The organism is Sphingopyxis sp. MC1, assembly GCF_000371385.1.
GTDB lineage: Bacteria > Pseudomonadota > Alphaproteobacteria > Sphingomonadales > Sphingomonadaceae > Sphingopyxis > Sphingopyxis terrae.
Window position 1 is genome coordinate 28,665 of record NZ_AOUN01000005.1, and the last position, 21,033, is coordinate 49,697.

The window sequence follows — 21,033 nt, forward strand, 5'->3', positions numbered from 1 at the left end:
GCCAAGAAGGCGGCGGGAGAGAGGGATATGAAAAAGATCATCGGGGCGTTAGCCCTTTTTACCGCGCTGGCCACACAGTCGGCCGGCGCACAGGATCGCCCGACCATCTATCGCGGCGGACCGATCGTCACGATGGACGGCGACACGCCACATCTGGCCAAGGCCGTCGTCGCCAAGGACGGAAAGATCCTTTTCGTTGGCGACGAAAAGGGCGCGCGTCGGGCCGCGGGCAAGGATGCCCTGATCCACGATCTTGCCGGCGCGACAATGCTGCCGGGCTTCGTCGATGCCCATTCGCATTTCGCCGTCGCGCTCCAGATGGCGGGCGGGCTCGACCTGTGGGACAAGTCGCTGCCGCCCGTCACCGACATCGCCGGCCTGCAAGGCGTGGTCCGCGATTTTATCGCGCGGCGCGCCATTCCGAAGGGCGGCTGGGTCGTCGTCTGGCAATATAATGACGAAGCGCTGAAAGAGCGGCGCCATATCACCCGCGCCGAGCTCGACGCGGTATCGCCCGATCACAAGATCGTCCTGCTGCACATCTCGCTCCACGGGCTCGTCGCGAACAGCGCGGCACTCGCCGCGGCGGGACTGTCGGATGCAAGCCAGCCGCCGCCGGGCGGACTGATGCTGCGCGACGACACCGGACGGCTGAACGGCGTGCTGCTCGAAAAGGCGATGTACCAGATGCTGCCCGCGATGCCGCAGCCGACGGCGGAACAGAAGCTCGCGATGCTCGATGCGGCGCAAGCGCGCTATTTCGCCGAGGGCTATACCCATGCGCAGGACGGCGCGACCTCGCCCGCCGACCTGGGCTTTTTCACCAGCGATGCGGCCCGCGCGCGGCTCAAGATCGATCTTGCGCTGCTGCCGATCTACACCGGTCTCGACGCGCTGCTGGCGAAACCCGACATTCAATTTCGCACCTATCAGGACCATGTGAAGATCGAAGGGGTGAAATTCATCCTCGACGGCAGCCCGCAGGCGCGGACCGCCTATTTCACGCGCGATTACGAACGCGGCAGCCCGAGCGGCGACCACCCGTGGCACGGGCAGCCGATCGTCAGCCAGGAAGAGTTCGACACGCTGGCCCGCAAGGTCAACGACCGCGGCTGGCAGATATTCGTCCACGCCAATGGCGACGCCGCGATCGACATGGCGATCAAGGGCTTCGATGCGCTGGGGATCAAGGCGGCAGACGATCGCCGCCCGATCGTCATCCACTCGCAGTTCCAGCGCCCCGACCAATTGCCCGCCTATGCCCGCATCGGTGTCGGCCCCGCCTATTTTTCAAACCACACATGGTATTGGGGCGACGTCCACCGCAGCAATTTCCCGAAGGAGGTGGTCGACTTCATCAGTCCCTTCCGTGCCGCGCGCGAAGCCGGCCTCATCGCGTCGAACCACAGCGATTTCAGCGTAACCCCGCTCGACACGCGCTTCATGCTCTGGACGTCGATGGCGCGCGTCTCGCCCACCGGCGTCGTCAGCGGCGCCGACCAGCGGCTTGACGCCTATGCAGGATTGCAGGCGCTTACGACCGGCCCCGCGTGGCAGGTGTTCGAGGAGAATCGCAAGGGCCGTATCAAGGCCGGGCTGCTCGCCGACTTCGTGATCCTCGACAAAAATCCGCTGGCGTCGCCGGTCGATGCCATCAAGGACATCAAGGTGCTGGAAACGGTGAAGGAAGGCCGGACGGTGTGGAAGGCGTCCGCCGACTAAGGGTGGCCGCCCTCCCCTACCAACATCGCCAGCGCCTTCAGGAAAGTGCCTTTTTCAGCAGCTCGTTCACGACCTGCGGGTTCGCCTTGCCTTGCATCGCCTTCATCGTCTGACCGACGAAGAAACCGAACAGCGCTTCCTTGCCGCCCTTATACTGCTCGACCTTTTCGGCATTGGCGGCAAGAACCTTGGCGATTTCCGCCTCGATCGCGCCCGTGTCGCTCGTCTGCTTGAGGCCCTCGCGATCGACGATCGCGGCAGCGCCGTCGCCGGTTTCGAGCATCTTTTCGAAGACCTGTTTCGCAATCGTGCCCGAAATCGTGCCGTCGGCAACCAGGCCGAGCAGTTCGCCCGCCTGCGCCGGGGTCACGGGGCAATCGCCGATGTCCTTGCCGAGCCGGTTGAGCGCTCCGAACAGCTCGCTGGTCACCCAATTCGCCGCCGCCTTGGGCTCGGCGCCGGTTTCGAGCAGCGCGTCGAACCAACGGGCATTTTCGACCTCGGCGGTCAGTACGTCGGCGTTATAGGCCGAAATGCCCAGCCCCAAGTAGCGCGCGCGCTTGGCGTCGGGCAGTTCGGGCAAGGACTCGCGGCATTCCGCAAGAAACGCATCGTCGAGTTCGAGCGGCAACAGATCGGGATCGGGGAAATAGCGATAGTCGTGCGCGTCTTCCTTCGACCGCATCGTGCGCGTCGTTCCGGTGTCGGGGTTGAAGAGGCGCGTTTCCTGGTCGACCGTGCCGCCGGCCTCCAGCACCTCGACCTGGCGCTTTGCTTCATATTCGATCGTCTGCATGACGAAGCGCACCGAGTTCACATTCTTCGTCTCGGTGCGCGTGCCGAATTCGTCGCCGGGCTTGCGGACGCTGACGTTCACGTCGGCGCGCATCGAGCCTTCTTCCATATTGCCGTCGCACGATCCGACATAGCGCAGGATCGCGCGCAGCTTGCGGACATAGGCCCCGGCCTCGGCGGGCGAGCGCATGTCGGGCTTCGACACGATCTCCATCAGCGCGACGCCCGAACGGTTCAGATCGACGAACGACATCGTCGGATGCTGATCGTGCATCAGCTTGCCGGCATCCTGCTCGACATGGATGCGTTCGATGCCGATCACCTTGTCGGCGGCGATTCCGGCCTTTTCGTCGGCCTCGATCGTCAGCGAACCTTCGCCGACAAGCGGATGATAAAGCTGCGAAATCTGATAGCCCTGCGGCAGGTCGGCGTAGAAATAATTTTTGCGGTCGAAGCGCGACCATTTGTTGATCTGCGCGTCGATCGCCATGCCCGTGCGCACCGCCTGGCGGATGCACTCGCGGTTCGGCACCGGCAGCATGCCCGGCATCGCGGCGTCGACGAGGCTGACCTGCGTATTCGGCTCGGCCCCGAACGCCGTCGCGGCGCCCGAGAACAGCTTGGCGTTGGAGGTGACCTGCGCATGGACCTCGAGGCCGATCACGACCTCCCACTCGCCGGTTTCGCCCTTGATGCGATAATCAGACATCTTCGTTCCTTCTTGTATCCCCGCGAAGGCGGGGATCCAGTGCGGGGCAGCGCTAGGCCGCTCTGGGCTCCCGCCTTCGCGGGAGCACACCGCTAAATCACCACCACTTCTCCGCCCGCGCGGTGAAGCCCGCCCGCTCCTCGATCGCCAACCCGGCGTTGAGTACGCCCTGCTCGTCGAACGCCTTGCCGATGATCTGCAAGCCGAGCGGCAGCCCTTCGCGGTTCAGCGCCGCGGGGACCGACATCGCGGGCAGCCCCGCGAGGCTCGCGGGCACCGCGAACACGTCGTTCAAATACATCGACAGCGGATCGGCGGTCTTTTCGCCCAAACCGAACGCCGCCGACGGCGCCGTCGGCGCGAGGATCACGTCGCACGTCTCGAACGCCGCGGTAAAGTCACGCGAGATCAGCGCCCGCACCTTCTGCGCTTGCGTGTAATAGGCGTCGTAGAAGCCCGCCGACAGCACATAGGTGCCGATCATGATGCGGCGCTTGACTTCGGGCCCAAAGCCGTCGGCGCGCGTCGCGGCGTACATGTCCTGCAGCCCCGCACCCTGCGGCAGATCGCGCAAACCATAGCGCACGCCGTCATAGCGCGCGAGGTTCGACGACGCCTCCGCCGGCGCGATGATATAATAGGTCGGCAGCGCATATTTGGTGTGCGGCAGGCTGATCTCGACGACCTCGGCCCCCGCATCCTTCAGCATCGCGATGCCGGCGTCCCACATTGCGTCGATCTCGGGATCGATGCCCTCGAGGCGATACTCCTTCGGAATACCGACCTTTTTGCCTTTGAGATCACTCGACAAGGCCGCTTCCCAATTGGGCACGGGCAGGTCGAGGCTGGTCGCATCCTTCGGATCGAAGCCCGCCATATTTTCGAGCATGATCGCGCAGTCGCGGACATCGCGCGCCATCGGCCCCGCCTGATCGAGCGAGCTGGCGAAAGCGACGATGCCCCAGCGCGAGCAGCGGCCGTAGGTCGGCTTGATCCCCGAAATACCCACGAAAGCCGCGGGCTGGCGGATCGAACCGCCGGTGTCGGTGCCGGTCGCCGCAGGGCAGAGCCGCGCCGCGATCGCCGCCGACGAACCGCCCGAGGACCCGCCCGGCGCAAGCGCGGCATTACCGCCGTCGTTGCGCCTCCACGGGCTGATCACATTGCCGAAATAGCTCGTCTCGTTCGACGACCCCATCGCGAACTGGTCGAGGTTGAGCTTGCCGAGCATCCCGCAACCAGCGTCCCACAATTTTTGGCTGACGGTCGATTCGTACCGCGGCACAAAACCTTCGAGCATATGGCTCGCGGCGGTCGTCTGGACACCGTTCGTCGCGAACAGATCCTTCATGCCGATAGGAACGCCCGACAGCGGCTTCAGCGTTCCGGCCGCGCGGTCGGTATCCGCCACTTTGGCGGCCTCGATCGCGCGGTCGGGCGTTTCCACGATGAACGCGTTGAGCGCCTTGGCCGCGGCGACGTTCGCGTTGAACGCCTCGGCCACTTCGACGGCCGAGAAATCACCCGCGCGGTGGCCGTCGCGAATTTCTGCAACGGTGAGATTCGTAAGATCAGTCATTTCCCAAACCCGCTCGTGCTGAGCTTGTCGAAGCACCGTTCTTCATTTTTCGAACGGTGAAGAGAAGAACGGCCCTTCCCCCGGACTTGATCCGGGGTCAGGGCAAACGGAAAAAGAGCAAGGCGTATCATTCGATCACCTTCGGCACGCCAAAGAAGCCGTGCTGCGGTTCGGGCGCATTGGCAAGAATATCGTCGCGGCGGTTGCCGCCGGTCAGCGGGTCGGCGTCAACCACATCGTCACGCAGGCGCAGCGTGTTCGGGATGACGGCGGTCATCGGCTCGACGCCGGTCACATCGACCTCGCCCAATTGCTCGACCCAGCCGAGGATACCGTTGAGTTCTCCTTCCATCGCCGCCGCTTCGTCATCGGTGATGGCGATGCGCGCGAGCGACGCAATTTTCCGGACTGTTGCTTGATCGATTGCCATGTCTGTCGCCTTATCGGGAGAAGCAGCGCCGCTAGCACCCTCGCCGCACCGCATCAACTATGATCCTGACCGCCGCGGCGCGGCTAGATCCGTTGATGCCCTTATTCGAAATTGCCGCCCACGGACTTGCCGCCAACGAAAAGCTGTCGGCGCTGGACCGTGCGCAGTTCGACCGGCGCCTTGACCAGATCGTCAATCGTCAGCCCCGTGTCGCCGCGCGACGGGCTGTCGCCCAGCGCATAGTTCGGGCTCCAGCGGCCCTTGGCGTCGCGTTCGAGCATCATCACCCGCGCCTGCCCCCGTCCGATCACCGCGACGCGCTGATCCGACAGCCAGTATAGAATACAGGGTGCATCGCGGCACCATTGCTGATCCTCGATCGCTTTTTCGACATCGGAAATCATGCTTCGCCCCGCCGGCAGAACGCGAACCTTGTCGGCGAGCGGCGTCACGCGATAGGCATTTTCCGCCGCATCACGGCCATCGCCCGGACCCAGGTCCCAGCGGTTCTTCGCGCTCATGGCGATTTTCGCGTGGTTCGCGCGCGCCTTATCGGGCGACTTGGCGAGACGCGCCAACGCCTGCCGCCCGCTCGGCCCGAAATCGAACGCCAGCGCCGCCCAGTCGAACTTGTCCGCACCGACCTTGCCATTCTCCAGCCGCGCAAGCTGATCGCGCGTTGCGATCGCGCCGAAATCGACGATTGGTAGCGCCAGGAAGCCGGCAAGCAGGACCAGCCCGATCGCCAGCTTCTGTTGCAGGGGCCGCAACAGATCGTCGAAATCATGCCGTCCCCGGACGACCGACCACAGCCCCGATATGCCATAAGCGACGGCGATTACCGCCGCGATCACGCCCCACAGCCGCTCGGGCGTCCAGCCATATTGGAGCACGCGCAGGTGCATCGAATAAAAGGCAATGACCGCGAGCGGCAGAACCACCGCGACCAGCGCCGCCGCCGCGACGTGCAGCAACAGGTTGCCCGCACGCTCTTCGCGGCCATTGCCGATCGACGCATTGGCGAGCAACACGGCAAAGGCAGCCGCCGCCATCATCAGCGCCGCGGTCGAAAAACCCGATCGCCACAGGGGTTGCAGGCCCGTCCCGACAAGCGACAGCAAAAATATCAGCAACGCTGCGGCGAGTACCGGGGCGAGCACCGAAAGCACGATCATCACCAGCCGCTGCAACGTCGCAACGAGCTTGTCGCGCTCCCGCAGCAGGCCGACCGCGCCGCCGAACGCTGCCCCCGCGAGCATCCAGCCGAACCATTCGCCGCGCAGCAGTTCGCGGATCAGGTCGATGCCGATCAGGTGGAACATTTCGCCGATCAGCACGGTGAGCAGGAAGGACAGGCCGACGAACGCCAGCGATGCCGCCCCGATCACCGCGTCGGTCCAGGCGTGGCTGTGCAGCCGGTCGTAGGGCATCTGCCACAGCTTCCAGAACCGTCCGTCGGGCGCGACGTCGCGGCGCGTCTGAAAGAGCGGCGTGGCGACCAGGACCGCCAGCAACCCCGACCAGAAGGGCCATTCGAAGGGCGAGGCATCGAAATTATAGCCTGCCCCGTTCCACACGATCAGCGCCATGATCGCGCCCCACAGAAGCGCGAAGCCTGCGGCCCAATGCACGCGGCGGATTTCCATGCCGAGGGTGAACACCAGCGTTGCGACCGCGACGAAGGTCGCGAGCGCCATCCGCCAACGGTCAAGTGGATCGCCATAGCCATGGTCGACGCAGGCGTGGAAAAGCAGGCCCGCGGTCGCGCAAAGCGCCGCCATGACCCAGGGGCGCTGCGGCCACGGCGGATCGCTATCGTCGAGGCGAGTGGAAAGCACGGGCGAATCGGGCGCGGCGCCGCTTGCGATGCTGTCGGTCATACCCCACATCTGGGCTTGTTTGATGGCGCGGCGCAAGCCAGATAGCGCACCCGTATCTCCCGCCGCATGGAGCCCCGACTTGGCCCGCAAATTCCTTTATTTCATCGCCGCAGTCATCCTGATGATACTTGGCGTCGGCATTGCCTATCAGCTCAATCCCGGCTGGTTCGGGCGGGTCGCCTTCGTTCCGAGCAGCGATTTCGTGCCGCAAGCGGCGGTGGCGGCCAACGCCTATGACAATCCCAAAATGTGGATCGCCCGCCCCGGCCTGCCCGACGACCCGTCGGCCTGGCGGCCGCCCGCCGCCGAAGCGGAAGACGGCGAAGCAAGCGCCCCTGAACCGGGCGCGCGTCCGCTGATTGCGCCGGCAAAGGCGGCCGAAGCATCGGGAGCGGCACCGATCGCGCCGCTCGGCGATGCCGCGGTCTTTTTCGTCCACCCGACAAGCTATTACAGCAAGGCGAGCTGGAACGCGCCGCTCGGCGATGCCGACGCCGATTACCGCGCCACGCTGTTCGTGCGCGGCATGGCAAGTGCATTCGGCGATGCCGGCGCCATATGGGCGCCGCGCTATCGCCAGGCGACGCTCGGCGCGTTCCTCGCCGAAGACCGCGTAACGGCGGGCAAGGCGATCGACGCCGCCTACCGCGACGTCGAACAGGCGTTCGACGCCTTTCTGGCCGCCATTCCCAAGGACAAGCCGATCATTCTCGCGGGCCATAGCCAGGGCGCGCTGCATCTGACGACGCTGCTCAAGAACCGCATCGCGGGCACGCCGCTCGCGAAGCGTATCGTGGCCGCCTACGTCATCGGCTGGCCGATCAGCCGCGACACCGATATGGCCGCGCTTGGCCTGCCCGCTTGCGACACGCCCGATCAAAAAGGCTGCATCCTGTCTTGGGCAAGCTTTGCCGAGCCCGCCGATACGTCGATGGTCACCGGCGCCTATGACGGCACGATCGGCTTCGACGGGCGACCGCGCGCCGGCACGCGCATGCTCTGTACCAACCCGCTCACCGGCACGCCCGATGCCGCCGCCGGACCGGAGGCGAATATCGGCACGCTGAAACCGTCCGATGGCTTCCGCAAGGGCGACCTCATCACCGGCAAGGTCGGCGCCAAATGCGACGACGATCGCGGCTTCCTGTTGATCGGCGACGCCGATGCGGCGCAGCATTTTGTCGTCGCGGGCTATGTGCTGCCCGGCAACAATTATCATGTCTATGACATCACCCTCTTCTGGGCGAATGTCCGCGCCGATGCGCTGCGGCGTCTCGCCGCGTTCGAGGGGAAGGCATCGCCGGTTCCGCCACCGGCTGGGGCGCTGCCCCTTCCGACGAAGCCTGCGGCAGCCCCGCCCGCCAGGACCTGATCACGTTATTGCGAGCAAAGCGAAGCAATCTCCAGCAAGCAGTGAAGTCGAAAGTCGATGGCTGGCGATTGCTTCGCTTCGCTCGCAATGACAGGGCTTTGGGATTAGGGGTCGATCGATGATTACCACCGCCGCTTCCGAATTCGCCGCCGCCCTGCCCGGTGGCGGCCGCCTTGTCGGGCTCGATGTCGGGACCAAGACGATCGGTGTTGCGCTGTGCGACGCGGGATGGAGCTTCGCGACGCCTGACAAGACGATCGTCCGCAAGAAATTCACGGTCGATTTCGAGGCTCTCAAGGCGTTGATCGCCGCGCAATCGGTGGTCGGCATCGTCGTCGGCCTGCCGCTCAACATGGACGGCAGCGACAGCCCGCGCACCCAAAGCACCCGCGCCTTCGCCCGCAACCTCACGCCGCTCGCGCTACCCTTGCTGTTGTGGGACGAGCGCTGGTCGACCGCCGCGGTGGAGCGTGCGATGATCGCCGCCGACATCAGCCGCGCCAAGCGCGCCGAGCGCGTCGACAGCGCGGCCGCCGCCTTCATCCTGCAGGGCGCGATCGACGCGCTGGTGCGCTGACTTTAACATTTCGCGGGTATTTCGCGGTTATACGGCCGAAAATGACCGCCTATATTCTCTATTGGCTTATTGCCGCCAACCTGATCGCTTTTGCGCTGATGGTAATCGACAAGCGGCGCGCCGACAAAGGGCTTTGGCGCATCCGCGAAGCGACGCTACTCGACTGGGCGAGGATCGGCGGCGCAATCGGGACCGTCGCGGCCTCGCGCCTCGTTCGCCACAAAACGCGCAAACAGCCCTTCGCGGACGATATGCATTTTCTGTTCGCGATGGAGGTCGTACTCCTGACCTTGTGGGCGTTCGGCCTCTTCGATCCCGTCCTGTCCGAAGCGGAGAGCAAACTCGGTCCGTTCGTATCCACGGCGCTTGCCTATTTGCGCGCTGCGACCTAAAGGCTCGGCTTTAATGACAAGCGCAACTCCTCGACCCGCCAGCGACTATCCGCCCGGCGGCGATGCCTTTCGCCATCGCCACCTGACCGGTATCGCCCAGCTCACCCCGTGGGAGATTTCCTACATCCTCGACGCCGCCGAAGAGTGGGTCGAACTCAATCGCAGCGGCGCGGCGAAGCATGACGACCGGCTCAAGGGGCTGACGATCATCAACGCCTTTTTCGAAAATTCGACGCGCACGCTCCTGTCGTTCGAGATTGCGGGCAAGCGCCTCGGCGCCGATGTCGTGAACATGCACGCCGCGCAGTCGAGCGTGAAGAAGGGCGAAACGCTGATCGACACGGCGATGACGCTGAATGCGATGCGCGCCGACGCGATGGTGATCCGCCATGCGTCGTCGGGCGCGGTGCAACTGATTGCCGACAAGGTCGATTGCCCGGTGCTCAACGCCGGCGACGGGCGCCACGAACATCCGACGCAGGCGTTGCTCGATGCGCTGACGATCCGTCGGCGGCTCGGACGGGTCGAAGGGCTGACGATCGCGATCTGCGGCGACGTGCTGCACAGCCGCGTCGCGCGTTCGAACATCCTGGCGCTGACGTTGCTCGGCAACGAGGTGCGCGTCGTCGCGCCGCCGACGCTGACGCCGCCCGCGATGGAACGGATGCATGTCGCGACCTTCACCGACATGGACGAAGGGTTGAAAGGCGCCGATGTCGTGATGATGCTGCGCCTTCAGAACGAGCGCATGGACGGCGCCTATCTGCCGAGTGCGCGGGAATATCACGCGCTCTACGGCCTGACCCCGCAGCGGCTGGACAAGGCGAAGCCCGATGCGATCGTCATGCACCCTGGTCCGATGAACCGCGGGGTCGAGATCGACAGCAATGTCGCCGACGATCCGGCGCGCTCGACGATTACCGAACAGGTCGAAATGGGGGTCGCCGTCCGCATGGCCTGCCTCGACATATTGACGCGCCGCAAGCGGGGGGTGCCCGGATGGAACTGAAGCCCCTCCTGATCGCCAATGCGCGCCTGCTCGGCGGCGAAGCGGGCAGTCTGCTGGTGGCAGGCGGTCGCATCGCGGCGCTGAACCCGTCGGACACGCCGGAGGACACCGACACAGTCGATGCCAAGGGCCAATGGCTCGCCCCCGGCATCATCGATTTTGGCGTCTTCGCGACCGACAAGCCGGCCTTTCACTTCGGCGGCATCACGCGCGCGGCGCTTATGCCCGACAGCGGCCCGCTCGACGGCGCGGGTCTGGTCGAACGCGCCGCAAAGGGCGGCAAGCCCGATCTCTGGGTTCACCCGATCGCCGCCGCGACCAAGGGCCTCGCCGGCGCAGAGCTTGCCGAGATCGGCCTGATGCAGCAGGCGGGCGCGCGCGCGGTCGCCACCGGACGCGCGCGCATCGCAGATGCCGGCGTGATGCGCCGCGTCCTGTCCTACGCCGCCTCGCTCGGCCTTACCGTTATCGCCCACGCCGAGGACGAAGGGCTGACCGCCGGCGCGGTTGCGACCGATGGCGAGATGGCGACGCGGCTTGGCCTTGCCTCTGCGCCCGCGATCGCGGAAGCGATGGCGATTGCACGCGACCTCATGCTCGTCGAGGAAACCGGCGCGCCGATCCACTTCCGCCAGGTCACCACCGCGCGCGGGCTCGACCTTGTCCGCGCCGCCAAGGCGAAGGGCCTGCCCGTCACCTGCGGCATCACCCCCGCCCACTTGTTCCTGTCGGACACGGCGATCGGCGATTTCCGTACCTTTGCCCGCCTGTCGCCGCCGCTGCGCAGCGAGGACGACCGCCACGCCTGCCTCTCCGCCATCGCCGACGGGACGATCGACGTGCTGGCATCCGGGCACGATCCCCGCGGCCCCGAGGACAAGCGCCTGCCCTTCGCCGAAGCGCTGCCCGGCATGGCGGGCGCCGAAACGCTGCTCGCGATGGGACTGCAGCTCGTACGCGATGGTCATGTCACCCCGGCGCGCCTGTTCGACCTGCTCGCCGCGACGCCGGCGAAGCTGCTCGGGCTCGACGCAGGCGCACTGACGGTGGGTGCCGAGGCCGACCTGATCCTGATCAACGAGGGTGCGCCGTGGCAGGTCGATGCGAAGCGGATGGCCGCCTGGGCGGGCAACACCCCCTTCGACGGCATGCCGGTGCAAGGCCGCGTTACCGCGCTATGGAAGGGCGGCCAGCGGATTCGCTGACGGCCCGAACGTGACAAGCCGCATCGACGCCCGCCGCCGTTCGTCGATTGTGTCTGGAAAGTTTCATTTGCAACATTAGGGTCGCCCGAAATTTCGGGGAGTGACCATATGACGATTGCCGAGGCGACGCCGGATTTCGAAGAGGGCATGAACCGCGCCGACCGCGCCTTTCTGGGCCATCCCAAGGGCCTGGGCTATCTGGCCTTCGTCGAAGGGTGCGAGCGTTTTTCCTATTATTCGATGCAGACGCTGCTCGTGCTCTACATGGTCAAATATCTGCTGCTGCCCGAACATGCGAGCGGGGTTTTCGGGCTGGAATGGCTGCGCGGCTGGTACGGCGGGATCGACGGTCAGCCCTTCGCGTCAAAGATTTTCGGCGATTATACCTCACTCGTCTATCTGACCCCGATCGCCGGCGGCTTCATCGCCGACCGCTGGCTCGGGCGGCGCGCGACGCTGATCGTCGGCGGCCTGATCATGGCGATCGGCCATTTCCTGATGGCGTTCGAGGGCGCCTTCCTCTTCGCCCTCCTCGCGCTGATTGTCGGCGTGGGACTGTTCAAGGGCAATATCGCGAGCCAGGTCGGCGAACTTTACAAGCCCGGCGATCTGCGGCGCGCGATGGCGTTCCAGATCTTCTATATCGCGATCAACGTTAGCGTCATCGCCGCGCCGCTGATTTCGGGTACGCTGGGCGAAAAGGTCGGCTGGCACTGGGGTTTCGGCACCGCGGGCGTGGTGATGGTCATCGGCCTGATCCTCTATATCATGGCGGGACCATGGCTGCCCGCCGACAATCGGCCCGCGAAAGGCGCGGCTGCGAAAGCGAGCGAACCGATGTCTCGGCAGGACTGGCTGCGCGTCGTGGCGGTGCTGACGCTGGTGCCGGTGATGGCGGTCGCGCTGCTCACCAATCAGGAAATCTTCAACGCCTATCTGGTCTGGGCCGATCAACATTTCCAGCTCACCTTCTTTGGCGAGACGCTGCCGACGAGCTGGATGATCACCATCGACGCGACGGCGAGCTTTTCGATGCTCGCAGCGGTCGCCGCCTTCTACGTCTGGTACGGCAAGCGCCACCGCGAACCCGACGAACTGGGCAAGATGATCATCGGCAGCGTCTTCACCATCGCCGGCGGGCTCTGCCTCGTCATGGCGGCGGCGACGCAGGGCGACGGCAAGATCGGGCTGTTCTGGCCCGTGATGTTCCATCTGCTCAACAGCGTCGGCTTTGCGCATATCCTGCCCGTCAGCCTCGCGCTGTTCACCAAGCTGGCACCGAAGGCGCTCAACGCGACGATCGTCGGCATTTATTACCTCGCCTTCTTCGGCGCGAACAAGATCGTCGGTGAGGTCGGCACCTGGTATTCGTCGATACCGACGACCAGTTTCTGGCTGTTCCACGTCGCAACCGCCGCGGTCGGGCTGGTTGCCTTCATCCTGTTCAAGCTGTTCCTCGCGAAACGGCTGATGGGGGAAGTGGAGGCGGCCTAGAGCCTGATCGTTTTTGCCTGAATCGTCATCCCGGCGAAGGCCGGGATCTCGCCGGTGCGTCAGATAGAGCCGGCGGGATCCCCGCCTTCGCCGGGATGACGAGATAAGGACGGTGGTGTTTCAGCCTAACCCGATCACGATTCAGAACAGCCGCGACCCGTTCGGCACCGCGCGGTCGGGGGCAAAGAGGATCACCTCGCCCGCCGCGTCGGCGAAACCCAGCGTCAGCACTTCGGACATGAACTTGCCGATCTGGCGCGGGGGAAAGTTGACGACCGCGGCGACCTGCCGCCCCGGCAAATCCTCGAGCGCGTAGCGCGCGACGATCTGTGCGCTGCTCTTCTTGATACCGATCGCGGGGCCGAAATCGATCTTCAGCTTGAACGCCGGCTTGCGCGCTTCAGGGAAAGGCTCGGCCTCGACGATCGTGCCGATGCGGATATCGACGCGCAGGAAATCGTCGAAGGCGATTTCAGGTGCGGCGGCGGCGTCCGCATCGTGATTTATATGCATTCAACCAACTCCGTTCGCCCTGAGCTTGTCGAAGGGCCGTTCTTCTCTCATTCCGTAGAAGAAAGGACCGCGCTTCGACAAGCTCAGCACAAACGGATTTTGAGGATCATTCCATCTCGAGGATCACCGCATCGACCGCCAGGCTGTCGCCCTGCGCGGCGTTGACGGTCTTCACCACACCCGATTTTTCGGCGCGAAGGATATTCTCCATCTTCATGGCCTCGACGGTTGCCAGCGGCTGACCCGCCTCGACCTTGTCGCCTTCGCCCACATGCAGCGCGACGAGCAGGCCGGGCATCGGGCAGATGAGGAATTTCGACAGATCGGGCGGGATCTTTTCGATCATGTGGCTCGCGAGCGGCGCGACGTGCCAGGGCAGCACGCGCACATTATGGATCGCGCCGCGCGTCGTCATGCGCCAGCCGGTGCGCGTTTTCGCGACCTTCACCGCCAGTTCGCTGCCGTCGATCTCGGCCACCACCAGCCGGTCGCCCGGCGTATATTCGAGCGCGATGTCGATCTTTTCGCCATCGACCTTGATATGCTTGTGGCCGAGTTTGACCTTGTGGCTCGTGCCGTCGATCGTCACCTGCCACTTCGCGGGCGGGTCGAGCCGGTCGCCGAGCTGACCGTCGGTGCGCCGCGCGCGATCGGCCTCGGCGCTCGCCATGAAGCCCGCGATCGCCGCGAGCGCGCGCGTCACCGCTTCGTCGGTCGGCGCGCCGTGGAAGCCCTCGGGATATTCCTCGGCAATAAAGCCCGTGGTCAGCTCGCCTGAGCGGAAGCGCGGATGCTGCATGATCGCCGAGACGAAATCGATATTGTGCCCCAGCCCTTCGAGTTCGAAGCGGTCGAGCGCCGCCACCTGCAGATCGGCCGCCTCGTCGCGCGTCTGCCCCCAGGTGATCAGCTTGGCGATCATCGGATCGTAGAAGATCGACACCTCGCCGCCATCGTAAACGCCGTCGTCGACGCGCACGCCATCGACCCCGCGGCGGCCATTTTCCTCGCCATCGTCGGTCCAGCCGGCGACCGGGGGTTTGTAGCGCGTCAGGCGCCCGGTCGAGGGCAGGAAACCGCGATAGGGATCTTCGGCATAGACGCGGTTCTCGATCGCCCAGCCGTCGATCTTGATGTCGTCCTGCGTCATTTCGAGCTTCTCGCCCGCCGCGACGCGGATCATCTGTTCGACCAGATCGATGCCGGTAATCGCTTCGGTCACCGGATGCTCGCCCATCGCCTTGCGCATCTTTTCGGTGACGAAGGGCGACGGCGCTTCCTCGACGACCTTCTGGTGGCGGCGCTGGATGCTGCATTCGCGCTCGTTGAGGTAGAGGATGTTGCCGTGCTGATCGCCGAGAATCTGGATCTCGATATGGCGCGGGTTCAGGATGAATTTCTCGATAAACACGCGGTCGTCGCCGAAGCTGTTCAGCCCCTCACGCTTGACGCTCTCGAAGCCTTCGCGGACGTCCTTCTCGTCATAGGCGAGGCGCATGCCCTTGCCGCCGCCGCCGGCGCTGGCCTTCATCATCACCGGATAGCCGATTTCGTTCGAAATCTCGACCGCATGCTCGGTGTCGCGGATTTCGCCGACGAAGCCGGGGACGACGTTGACGCCCGCTTCCTTCGCGAGCTTCTTCGACTCGATCTTGTCGCCCATCGCGGCGATCGCGTTCACCGGCGGGCCGATGAAGGCGATATTTTCCTTGGCGAGCGCCTCGGCAAAGCTGGTGCGTTCCGACAGGAAGCCATAGCCCGGATGCACCGCCTCGGCGCCCGTCGCCTTGCACGCGGCGATGATCTTGTCGGCGATCAGATAGGATTCGGACGCCGGCGACGGCCCGATATGCACCGCCTCGTCGGCCATCCGCACGAAGGGCGCGCGCGCGTCGGCGTCCGAATAGACGGCGACCGTCGCAATGCCCATACGCCGCGCGGTCTTGATGACGCGGCAAGCGATTTCGCCGCGATTGGCGATCAGGATTTTCTTGAACATCAATATTCCTCGACAAGTGCCTTGAGTTCGGCGGTCCGCGCCTCGGTCAGTCGTTCCATGCATCCGCTGTGCAGCATCGGTGCCATACTGCCGCCGCGCGCGGCGAAACTTTCGGTCAGGCACTGCTGATCGCGATAGGTCAGCCACGCGCGCTGCGCGGCGAGCAGCGTGTCATAATGCGTCGGTTGGCTGTCATAGCGGCGATCGATCATCTTATCGCGCGACCGCATCTCGGCCACGGTCAGCTTCCACTGCGCATTGAGCGCCGCATCCGCGACCTCATAGGCCTTTCCGGCACAATAGTTCATCTCGACCTGATATCGTTGATTGTCGCAATCGACGGGAGAATCCTCCGCGACTGCCACCGCCAAATAGAAAAGGGCGAGGATCACTCCGCGGCCTCCGTCAGCATCCCTTGGCGCATCGGCTCTTCGCTCTCCATCGGGCGCAGCCCTAGCTTTGCGAACAGCGCCGCGTCGGCATTGTCGCCCGCGTTCGCGGTCGTCAGCAGCTTGTCGCCGGTGAAGATGCTGTTCGCGCCCGCCATGAAGCAGAGCGCCTGCGTCGCCTCCGACATGCTCTCGCGCCCCGCCGACAGGCGGACCATCGATTTGGGCATGGTGATGCGGGCTACCGCGATCGTGCGGACGAATTCGATATCGTCGATCTTGGCGAGCGGGGTGCCCTCGAGCATGTCGCCGAGCACGGTGCCCTTCACCGGTACCAGCGCGTTGACCGGCACGCTTTCGGGATGGCGTTCGAGCGTCGCAAGCGCGTGGATGAAGCCGACGCGGTCGGCACGCGTTTCACCCATGCCGACGATCCCGCCCGAACAGACGTTGATCCCCGCATTGCGGACTTCTTCCAGCGTATCGAGCCGATCCTGAAACGTCCGCGTCGAGATGATATTCTCGTAATTCTCCGGGCTCGTATCGATATTGTGATTATAATAGTCGAGCCCCGCAACCGCGAGCGTCTGCGCCTGTTCCTTGGTCAGCATGCCCAGGGTCATGCAGGTTTCCATGCCCATCGCGCGCACGCCCTCGACCATCTCGACGATGCTCGCCATGTCGCGGTCCTTGGGGTTGCGCCAGGCGGCGCCCATGCAGAAACGCTTCGACCCGGCATCCTTCGCCTGCGCCGCGGCCTGCAGCACCGCGCGCACGTCCATCAGCTTGGTGGCCTTGAGCCCGCTGTCGGCATGTTTCGACTGCGAGCAATAGCCACAATCCTCGACGCAGCCGCCGGTCTTGATGCTCAGCAGCGTGCAAAGCTGAACCTCGCCGCGCGCGTGATGGCGGCGATGGACGCCCTGCGCCTCCCACATCAACTCGGCGAACGGCAGGTCGAACAGCGCGGCGATTTCCTCGCGCGTCCAGTCGGTGCGGGTTTCGGTCACGCTTCGGTCTCCAATGCCTGCGCCAGGTCGGCGATGATGTCGTCGATATGTTCGATCCCCACCGACACGCGGACGACGTCGGGGCCGGCGCCGGCTTCGACCAGCTCGGCCTCCGAAAGCTGGCTGTGCGTCGTCGATGCCGGGTGGATGATCAGCGAGCGGGTATCGCCAAGATTGGCGAGATGGCTGAACAGCTTGACCGAGGAGACGAGCTTGACGCCGGCGTCGTAGCCGCCCTTGAGGCCGAAGGTGAACACGGCGCCGCCGCGCCCGCCGAGATATTTGTGCGCGAGGTCGTGATAGGGGCTGTCGCGCAGCCCGGCATAGGAGACCCAGCTCACCGCCGGATGATCCTGCAACCATTTGGCGAGCGCGATCGCGTTGCTGCAATGCCGGTCCATGCGCAGCGCAAGCGTCTCCATGCCGGTGAGCGCAAGAAAGGCGTTCATCGGCGCGAGCGCGGGGCCAAGGTCGCGCAGGCCGAGCGTCCGCGCGGCGAGGATGAAGGCGAGCGGTCCGAACGCATCGGTGAAGGTCAGCCCGTGATAGGAGACATTGGGTTCGCTCAGCGCGGGATATTTGCCGCCTTTTGACCAGTCGAACGTCCCGGCATCGACGATCAGGCCGCCGATCGCATTGCCATGACCGTTCAGGAATTTGGTCGCCGAATGAACGACGATGTCGGCGCCATGTTCGATCGGGCGGCAGAGCATCGGGGTCGCCATCGTGTTGTCGACGATCAGCGGCACGCCGGCATCGTGCGCGACCTTCGCGATCGCTGCGATATCCTGCACGACCCCGCCCGGATTGGCGAGGCTTTCGATGAAGACGGCGCGCGTCTTGTCGTTTATCGCGGCTGCGATATTCGCCGGATCGTCGGTATCGACGAAATGCGTCGTCCACGCCATCTTGCGAAAGCTCTGCCCCAACTGGTTGAGTGAGCCGCCATAGAGCTTTTTCGCCGCGACGATCTCGCATCCCGGCTCCATGATCGTATGGAAGGCCAGGAATTGTGCCGCATGGCCCGAGGCAACCGCTAGCGCCGCCTGCCCGCCCTCCAGCGCCGCGATCTTGCCTTCGAGCGCACCGTTCGTCGGGTTCATGATCCGGGTGTAGATATTCCCGAATTCCTGCAGGTTGAACAAGCGCGACGCATGGTCGACATCGTCGAACACATAGGATGCGGTCTGGTAGATCGGCGTGATCCGCGCCTTGGTCGTCGGATCGGGCGCGGTGCCGGCGTGAACGCTCAGCGTTTCGGGCTTATGGTCGCTCATGCAGCATCCTCCAGCGGGGGCATGTTGTGGCCGAGCAGGCGCAGGACGTCGGCGGCGCATTCCACCACATTGCTGCCCGGGCCATAGATGCCCTGCACGCCCGCGTCGCGCAGATAGTCGTAATCCTGCGGCGGAATGACGCCGCCCGCGATCACCTTGATATCGCCGCGCCCCGCCTCGCGCAGCCCCTTGATGAGTTCGGGGATCAGCGTCTTGTGCCCGGCGGCAAGGCTCGATGCGCCGACCGCATCGACCCCGCTTTCGAGTGCGAGCACGACCGTTTCCTCGGGCGTCTGGAACAAGGGCCCGGACACCACATCGAAGCCCATGTCGCTGAACGCCGAGGCGATGACATTGGCGCCGCGGTCGTGTCCATCCTGCCCCATCTTGGCGACGAGAAGCTTGGGCGCGCGGCCCAGACGGCGTTCGACCGCCTTCACCCCGTCGACGACCTGCGCCCAGCGGCTGTCGTCCTGATAGGGCGCGGCATAGACGCCCTTCACCGGCTTTGGCACCGTGCCGTAGCGCCCGAAGCTGACCTCCATCGCGTCCGAAATTTCACCCAGCGTCGCGCGCGCGCGCGCCGCATCGACCGCGTGCGCGAGCAGATTGGTCTCGATCGACTGCGGTGCCGCCGCCGCGCGGCGCAGCGCGGTGAGCGCGGCCTGGCAGGCGACCTCGTCGCGGCTCGCCTTGACGCGGTTGATCCGCGCGACCTGCGCCTCGCGAACCTTGGTGTTGTCGACCTCCAGCGTTTCGAGCAGATCCTCGTCCTTCAGGCGATATTTGTTCACGCCGACGATGACATCATCGCCGCGGTCCACCCGCGCCTGTCGGGCGGCGGCTGCCTCCTCGATCATCGCCTTGGGCCAACCGGCGGCGACCGCCTTGGCCATGCCGCCTTCGCTTTCAACCCGGTCGATGATCTCCTGCGCCTTGTCGACGAGCTGCTGCGTCAGCGCCTCGATATAATAGCTGCCGCCGAGCGGATCGACGACGTTGCACATGCCCGTTTCTTCCTGGATCACGATCTGCGTATTGCGCGCGATGCGGGCCGAAAAGTCGGTGGGCAGCGCAATCGCCTCGTCGAGCGCGTTAGTGTGCAGCGACTGGGTGCCGCCCAGCATCGCCGCCATCGCCTCGATCGTCGTGCGCATGACATTGTTGTAGGGGTCTTGCTCGGTCAGGCTGACCCCCGACGTCTGGCAATGGGTGCGCAGCATCTTGCTGCGCTCGTCCTTCGCGCCCAGCTTCGTCATCGCGCGGTGCCACAGCACGCGCGCGGCGCGCAGCTTGGCGATTTCCATGAAGAAGTTCATGCCGATCGCGAAAAAGAAGGACAGGCGACCGGCAAACTTGTCGATGTCGAGGCCGCTCGCCACGCCATATTTCACATATTCGATGCCGTCGGCGATCGTGAAGGCCAGCTCCTGCACCTGCGTCGCCCCGGCTTCCTGCATATGATAGCCGGAGATCGAGATGCTGTTGAACTTGGGCATCTCACGCGACGTGTAGCCGAAGATGTCGCTGATGATCCGCATCGAGGGTTCGGGCGGATAGATATAGGTGTTGCGGACCATGAACTCCTTCAAAATGTCGTTCTGGATGGTCCCGTCGAGCAGCTTGCGCTCGACCCCCTGCTCCTCGCCCGCGACGATGAAAAAGGCTAGGATCGGGATCACCGCGCCGTTCATCGTCATCGACACCGACATCTGGTCGAGCGGGATGCCGTCGAACAGGATTTTCATATCCTCGACGCTGTCGATCGCCACCCCCGCCTTGCCGACGTCGCCGACGACGCGCGGATGATCACTGTCATAACCGCGGTGGGTGGCAAGGTCGAAGGCGACCGACAGGCCCTTCTGTCCCGCCGCGAGGTTGCGGCGATAGAAGGCATTCGATTCCTCGGCAGTCGAAAAGCCCGCATATTGCCGGATCGTCCACGGCCGCCCCGCATACATCGACGCCCGCACGCCGCGCGTGAAGGGCGCAAAGCCGGGCAGACCCGGATCGGTGGTTACGTCCTCCGCCGTATAGAGGGGTTTGACATCGATCCCCTCGGGCGTGTGCCAGGTGAGGTCCTTGCCCTTCACCTCCTTGTCGGCGGCGGCGGCCCATTGGTCGAGGGTCGGTTTGTCGGTCATCTCAGTCTTCCGATCTGGTCATATTCTTCAAGTATCGAGATCAGCGCTTCGGCATTACCGCGCGCGTCGTTGAGCGGGTCATGGTCATGCACCGTTGTCCGGCGCTTTTTCCATCCCTGCGTGTCGCCGAAATTCCCGCGAAGGCCCGCGAACAGATCACCGATGCGTCGGGCCGAAAAGCCGAACGGATTAGGAATGCCTGCGCTGGCAAATCCATGGTTGATCCATTGCCAGTCGAACGCTGGATTGTCGGACCAAAACACTAAACGATCGACTGCGAGCCCCTTCAGCCAATCGTCGAATTCGACCATCGCGTCCCCAAGCGTTACCGTTGCCGTCTCGACATGCTGCGCATGCGTCAAGCCTATCGACGCGTAGGCCGCATCGACATGGCTGTCCGAATAAGGATAGATCACGGGCGATCGCCAGCCGCGCTCCAGCGCCGGCTCGACGACAAACGCACCGAAATTGATCATGCTCCCGAAACCGGGGCATGGACCGGATGCTTCGCAATCTATGACGATGTGCGCTTTCATC

18 protein-coding genes are annotated in these 21,033 nt (G+C 64.7%); 7 read left to right on the forward strand and 11 right to left on the reverse strand.

Features of this window, described 5'->3' with window-relative positions:
* Positions 1 to 27: 27 nt before the first annotated feature.
* Entirely contained in the window at positions 28 to 1,722 is a 1,695-nt protein-coding gene (locus EBMC1_RS08450; protein ID WP_003043581.1) for an amidohydrolase, read from the forward strand.
* A 37-nt stretch (positions 1,723 to 1,759) separates the two neighbouring features.
* On the opposite strand, the gene gatB is transcribed toward EBMC1_RS08450, so the two are convergent.
* The 4 genes from gatB to EBMC1_RS08470 form a co-directional block, all read right to left on the reverse strand.
* Positions 1,760 to 3,226: an Asp-tRNA(Asn)/Glu-tRNA(Gln) amidotransferase subunit GatB gene (gatB, locus tag EBMC1_RS08455; RefSeq protein WP_003043583.1), complete on the reverse strand. Its 1,467-nt coding sequence runs from the start codon at positions 3,224 to 3,226 to the stop codon at positions 1,760 to 1,762.
* 97 nt (positions 3,227 to 3,323) lie between these two features.
* Complete coding sequence (gene gatA / locus EBMC1_RS08460; RefSeq protein WP_003043585.1) at positions 3,324 to 4,805, reverse strand: Asp-tRNA(Asn)/Glu-tRNA(Gln) amidotransferase subunit GatA; 1,482 nt, start codon at positions 4,803 to 4,805, stop codon at positions 3,324 to 3,326.
* Between the two features lie 127 nt (positions 4,806 to 4,932).
* Positions 4,933 to 5,235 (reverse strand): Asp-tRNA(Asn)/Glu-tRNA(Gln) amidotransferase subunit GatC, encoded by a 303-nt coding sequence (gatC, locus tag EBMC1_RS08465; protein WP_003043588.1) that lies wholly within the window; start codon positions 5,233 to 5,235, stop codon positions 4,933 to 4,935.
* A gap of 101 nt (positions 5,236 to 5,336) precedes the next feature.
* Positions 5,337 to 7,115: a DUF4153 domain-containing protein gene (locus EBMC1_RS08470; protein ID WP_003043591.1), complete on the reverse strand. Its 1,779-nt coding sequence runs from the start codon at positions 7,113 to 7,115 to the stop codon at positions 5,337 to 5,339.
* A 79-nt stretch (positions 7,116 to 7,194) separates the two neighbouring features.
* On the opposite strand from EBMC1_RS08470, the gene EBMC1_RS08475 reads away from it, so the two are divergent.
* From EBMC1_RS08475 to EBMC1_RS08500, 6 genes are all read left to right on the forward strand, one after another.
* On the forward strand, positions 7,195 to 8,487 hold the full coding sequence (locus EBMC1_RS08475; protein WP_003043594.1) for a DUF3089 domain-containing protein: 1,293 nt from the start codon (positions 7,195 to 7,197) through the stop codon (positions 8,485 to 8,487).
* A 118-nt stretch (positions 8,488 to 8,605) separates the two neighbouring features.
* Positions 8,606 to 9,064, forward strand: a complete 459-nt coding sequence (gene ruvX / locus EBMC1_RS08480; protein ID WP_003043597.1) for a Holliday junction resolvase RuvX — start codon at positions 8,606 to 8,608, stop codon at positions 9,062 to 9,064.
* Positions 9,065 to 9,105: 41 nt separating this feature from the next.
* Complete coding sequence (locus EBMC1_RS08485) at positions 9,106 to 9,456, forward strand: DUF1294 domain-containing protein (protein ID WP_003043601.1); 351 nt, start codon at positions 9,106 to 9,108, stop codon at positions 9,454 to 9,456.
* 13 nt (positions 9,457 to 9,469) lie between these two features.
* Positions 9,470 to 10,465: an aspartate carbamoyltransferase catalytic subunit gene (locus EBMC1_RS08490; protein ID WP_003043604.1), complete on the forward strand. Its 996-nt coding sequence runs from the start codon at positions 9,470 to 9,472 to the stop codon at positions 10,463 to 10,465.
* Positions 10,456 to 11,670 carry a dihydroorotase gene (locus tag EBMC1_RS08495; RefSeq protein ID WP_003043607.1) on the forward strand — a complete coding sequence of 405 codons (1,215 nt, stop codon included), beginning with the start codon at positions 10,456 to 10,458 and terminating at the stop codon, positions 11,668 to 11,670. The genes EBMC1_RS08490 and EBMC1_RS08495 overlap by 10 nt, the downstream gene beginning before the upstream one ends.
* A gap of 108 nt (positions 11,671 to 11,778) precedes the next feature.
* Complete coding sequence (locus EBMC1_RS08500) at positions 11,779 to 13,164, forward strand: peptide MFS transporter (RefSeq protein ID WP_003043609.1); 1,386 nt, start codon at positions 11,779 to 11,781, stop codon at positions 13,162 to 13,164.
* Between the two features lie 141 nt (positions 13,165 to 13,305).
* Here EBMC1_RS08500 and EBMC1_RS08505 read toward each other — a convergent pair whose 3' ends face one another.
* The 7 genes from EBMC1_RS08505 to EBMC1_RS08535 all read right to left on the reverse strand — a co-directional run bounded on the left by EBMC1_RS08505 (position 13,306) and on the right by EBMC1_RS08535 (position 21,032).
* Positions 13,306 to 13,677, reverse strand: coding sequence for a tRNA-binding protein (locus EBMC1_RS08505; RefSeq protein ID WP_003043611.1), 372 nt, complete (start codon positions 13,675 to 13,677; stop codon positions 13,306 to 13,308).
* Positions 13,678 to 13,783: 106 nt separating this feature from the next.
* Positions 13,784 to 15,676 carry an acetyl-CoA carboxylase biotin carboxylase subunit gene (locus tag EBMC1_RS08510; protein ID WP_003043614.1) on the reverse strand — a complete coding sequence of 631 codons (1,893 nt, stop codon included), beginning with the start codon at positions 15,674 to 15,676 and terminating at the stop codon, positions 13,784 to 13,786.
* A complete protein-coding gene (locus EBMC1_RS08515) occupies positions 15,676 to 16,068 on the reverse strand; it encodes a lysozyme inhibitor LprI family protein (protein WP_003043617.1) in 393 nt (130 codons plus the stop codon). The genes EBMC1_RS08510 and EBMC1_RS08515 overlap by 1 nt, the downstream gene beginning before the upstream one ends.
* Entirely contained in the window at positions 16,065 to 17,075 is a 1,011-nt protein-coding gene (gene bioB, locus EBMC1_RS08520; RefSeq protein ID WP_003043621.1) for a biotin synthase BioB, read from the reverse strand. The genes EBMC1_RS08515 and bioB overlap by 4 nt, the downstream gene beginning before the upstream one ends.
* A complete protein-coding gene (locus tag EBMC1_RS08525; protein ID WP_003043624.1) occupies positions 17,072 to 18,352 on the reverse strand; it encodes an O-acetylhomoserine aminocarboxypropyltransferase in 1,281 nt (426 codons plus the stop codon). Before EBMC1_RS08525 ends, bioB begins: the two co-directional genes overlap by 4 nt.
* Positions 18,349 to 20,496, reverse strand: coding sequence for a methylmalonyl-CoA mutase (scpA, locus tag EBMC1_RS08530; protein ID WP_003043626.1), 2,148 nt, complete (start codon positions 20,494 to 20,496; stop codon positions 18,349 to 18,351). The genes EBMC1_RS08525 and scpA overlap by 4 nt, the downstream gene beginning before the upstream one ends.
* The gene (locus EBMC1_RS08535; RefSeq protein ID WP_040589949.1) at positions 20,493 to 21,032 is read right to left on the reverse strand and encodes a 3'-5' exoribonuclease domain-containing protein; all 540 of its coding nucleotides are present in this window, start codon (positions 21,030 to 21,032) and stop codon (positions 20,493 to 20,495) included. The genes scpA and EBMC1_RS08535 overlap by 4 nt, the downstream gene beginning before the upstream one ends.
* Between the last annotated feature and the right edge of the window lies 1 nt (position 21,033).

Excerpts from the sequence above, each read along its gene's own strand:
- EBMC1_RS08470 (WP_003043591.1), bottom strand. The coding sequence starts at position 7,115 with ATGACCGACAGCATCGCAAGCGGCGCCGCGCCCGATTCGCCCGTGCTT.
- ruvX (WP_003043597.1), top strand. The coding sequence starts at position 8,606 with ATGATTACCACCGCCGCTTCCGAATTCGCCGCCGCCCTGCCCGGTGGC.
- EBMC1_RS08525 (WP_003043624.1), bottom strand. The coding sequence starts at position 18,352 with ATGAGCGACCATAAGCCCGAAACGCTGAGCGTTCACGCCGGCACCGCG.
- gatC (WP_003043588.1), bottom strand. The coding sequence starts at position 5,235 with ATGGCAATCGATCAAGCAACAGTCCGGAAAATTGCGTCGCTCGCGCGC.
- gatA (WP_003043585.1), bottom strand. The coding sequence starts at position 4,805 with ATGACTGATCTTACGAATCTCACCGTTGCAGAAATTCGCGACGGCCAC.
- EBMC1_RS08500 (WP_003043609.1), top strand. The coding sequence starts at position 11,779 with ATGACGATTGCCGAGGCGACGCCGGATTTCGAAGAGGGCATGAACCGC.
- gatB (WP_003043583.1), bottom strand. The coding sequence starts at position 3,226 with ATGTCTGATTATCGCATCAAGGGCGAAACCGGCGAGTGGGAGGTCGTG.
- EBMC1_RS08450 (WP_003043581.1), top strand. The coding sequence starts at position 28 with ATGAAAAAGATCATCGGGGCGTTAGCCCTTTTTACCGCGCTGGCCACA.
- scpA (WP_003043626.1), bottom strand. The coding sequence starts at position 20,496 with ATGACCGACAAACCGACCCTCGACCAATGGGCCGCCGCCGCCGACAAG.
- EBMC1_RS08485 (WP_003043601.1), top strand. The coding sequence starts at position 9,106 with ATGACCGCCTATATTCTCTATTGGCTTATTGCCGCCAACCTGATCGCT.
- EBMC1_RS08535 (WP_040589949.1), bottom strand. The coding sequence starts at position 21,032 with ATGAAAGCGCACATCGTCATAGATTGCGAAGCATCCGGTCCATGCCCC.
- EBMC1_RS08490 (WP_003043604.1), top strand. The coding sequence starts at position 9,470 with ATGACAAGCGCAACTCCTCGACCCGCCAGCGACTATCCGCCCGGCGGC.
- EBMC1_RS08495 (WP_003043607.1), top strand. The coding sequence starts at position 10,456 with ATGGAACTGAAGCCCCTCCTGATCGCCAATGCGCGCCTGCTCGGCGGC.
- EBMC1_RS08505 (WP_003043611.1), bottom strand. The coding sequence starts at position 13,677 with ATGCATATAAATCACGATGCGGACGCCGCCGCCGCACCTGAAATCGCC.
- EBMC1_RS08510 (WP_003043614.1), bottom strand. The coding sequence starts at position 15,676 with ATGTTCAAGAAAATCCTGATCGCCAATCGCGGCGAAATCGCTTGCCGC.